At 29.0% G+C, this 2,928-nt stretch carries 1 protein-coding gene; it reads left to right on the top strand.

The genetic code is table 11. The annotated features are described in order from the left end of the window. The first annotated feature begins 1,553 nt into the window (after positions 1-1,553). Positions 1,554-2,177 (top strand): serine acetyltransferase, encoded by a 624-nt coding sequence (locus OA93_RS23895; protein ID WP_240474798.1) that lies wholly within the window; start codon positions 1,554-1,556, stop codon positions 2,175-2,177. Positions 2,178-2,928: the final 751 nt, after the last annotated feature.

Genomic DNA, 2,928 nt, shown 5'->3' with positions numbered 1-2,928 from the left:
AGAGATTGTTTGTTTTTCTCAGTTATATGAGACTCAATCAAAACATCTGACCAGCGTCTAAGTTTTTCTTGGTCTTCAATCGGGATACCTAATAATTCGATAATTACTGTAAAAGGAAGTGGGTAAGCAAAATCATCAAGGAAATCCATTTTTTTTAATCAAATTCTTGCAATAAAGCTATAAGGATTATAATTTGAATCTTATGGACTTAGATATTTCTTATATCAGAGTAGGAATTTCCTATTTCAAAATTATTGATAAACCTTTAATATCTGGCGATAAAGTAAAAGTAATGGTTCGGTAGAATCGTGAAATAATCATTTCAGATCACGGAAAATCATTTTTGAGTAACGTCTTAAATTATATGGATTTTGCTGTATTCCTAATCATTTTGGTTATGAGTAAATTGTAGATGATTTCTATAATGTCTATCATGAGCTCCCTAACGAACAGATCGTTGAAGATTTTCCAATACATGAACTCGAAAAATTGATTCCGAATTCATTGCAATTTATTCAACATGTTTTTGGTGATCAAACGCAATTAGGCTTAGACTATGTAAAACTTTTATATGAAAAACCTAGGCAAATATTGCCAATCCTTTGTTTAGTAAGTAAAGAACAATCGGTAGGAAAAAGTTCTTAAAGGGAGAGGCATTTCTTTTATAGATGATAATAAAGTAAAAATAAGAGGAAGTGAAGTTGGTTTTCAGTAATAAAAATTAAAAAGATATTAAATCAGAAACAACAGTATGCTATCAAAAATGTAGGTGAAGAAAAAAATATGATAGAGATAGTTAGTCAGTATCTAGTTTTTTAAACACAGAAAAACAAAAAGAAGAATTCGATCCTTTAGCAGTTGTGGTAAAAAGTAAAAGTATAGCCAGACAAATGATTTTTACAAAACACAAACAAGGATTCAATCAGTTGTGTGTAGCATTTCCTTTGGTAATAGAGTATGTTATAAAATTTAATAGGTTCTGATTTTGATGGTATTGTACTTCCGCCACAACAGCTAGATGATGTTGTAACATATTCATTAATTACACAAGCTTTAGTCATAAAGGGTTATCCTAAATGAGTTATAAATAAAATTCTTGGCAGAAATATTTTAAGGGTATTGAAAGCAAATGAAGTTAAAAAATAATAGAAATACTTTTTTGTCTTTATTTTTCTTCTCAAACAATCTAACCTATAACATGATAAAAATGAAACCACAAAGAGTGTTTCTGCTTTTTTGTGGCTATTTATGGTAAAGAAAATAATTATTTGTATTTGAGGCTGTCTTAATGTACTGTTTTAATGTCTTATTTGGACTATTGCACTCAAGTGGTATTTGTATTTTTGCGTTCCCATTGTAGGAATGGTTAGTTAAGTTTTGGTTAATGAAGGGGAAAGATGCTTAATAGTATTACTAGTGCAATGATTTAAGCGTTTTTTTTTTTATAAATAATTATTATGAATATTTTGAAGAAGATGAATTTATATTGATTTCAATTTTTAAATGGGTATTCCTAAAAATAAAGAGCAAGCAAGGTATTGACAGTAACTCATATGTTATTAGTAGAAGAAAATGCTTTGAAAACTTATAGTACCAGAACATTATGGGCAAAATTAAATAAAGACACAATGAACAGAATAATTAAAGCAGACCTTTTTCGATATGGTGGGCTTTCTGGCACTAAAGGATTTTTAAAAGGCCTAAGAATAGAAGGATTTAGATATATGTATTTATTGCGGAAAATTTCCGAAAGTAAAAAATATTCAGTAAAATGGTTTTTTTTTACTTTTCTAAAGACAAGATATTCTTATAAATATGGTTTTCAAATTCCTTCAACTACAGAAATTGGTGAGGGATTTCACATTGGACATTTCGGAACAATAGTTATCAATCGTAAAGCAAAAATTGGGAAAAACTGCAATATTGCACATAGTGTTACTATTGGTCAAGCTAACAGGGGTAAGTTAAAAGGATGTCCGACTATTAGTAATAACGTATGGATTGGCACGGGTTCAGTCATTGTTGGTAATATAAATATTGGGTCCAATGTATTAATTGCTCCCAACTCATTTGTAAATGTTGATATTCCAGACAATTCATTGGCGTTCGGAAATCCTTGCAAGATTGTAAGTAAAGAAGATCCTTGCGAAGGTTATATAAATTACATATTAAAATGAAATATTATACTAAATTTTGATGGCGAGATATGGAAAAAGATGATTGGCATATAATGAAATATGATAGAAAAACAAATGTTGAAATTTTTTTTTGAGAAGAAGTATTATAAGGTGAATGGTGTTTTGTCTAATTCAAATTCATGAATAATATTGTTAACACGACCTGAATATTTTTCAATTAGATCATTAATTTGCTTGTATTCTTTGTGCGATTTTTTAAGGCATTCCGTTTCAAATGATCAATCTTTATGTTTGCATTTCTTCTTGATTGATAAACTAGTATTTATCCTGTCTTTTCAATTAGTTTGCAAGATTAATAAAATACTCACCAGATGCATTTGGCGTTGCCTTTAGAGTAAATTTGTATGATACCATTATTGAAAATATAACTTATGATTTTAGACGAACAAAAGTACAATTAGAAATAATGATTTATTTTAAAAATCACAAACACTTGATTATGGGATGTAATGATGAAAAAGTAAATGATGTTAAAATAAAACAAACCTGACTCATAATCAGGTGGTCCCTGGTTCGAGCCCAGGTGGGACCACAGTTTAAATTAGAAAAGCCTTTACAGTAATGTAAAGGCTTTTTTTATGGATAAAAATTTTTAGGGTTCAAAAAACAACAGGGAATTTATGTAATCCTCGTATTATGTTACTGGGGCGCCATTTAAGAACTTTGGCTTCTTTATCGAATCTTAAATTTGGTAATCGGTTTAAAATAGTATTTATGGCTATTTCGCATT

This window comes from Flavobacterium sp. KMS, from assembly GCF_000813005.1.
Lineage (GTDB): Bacteria > Bacteroidota > Bacteroidia > Flavobacteriales > Flavobacteriaceae > Flavobacterium.
The sequence above is the reverse complement of the archived record's forward strand: the minus strand, read 5'-3'. Positions and strand labels throughout refer to the sequence as shown.

Coding starts and splice junctions, on each gene's coding strand:
- OA93_RS23895 (WP_240474798.1), top strand. CDS start 1,554: ATGTTATTAGTAGAAGAAAATGCTTTGAAAACTTATAGTACCAGAACA.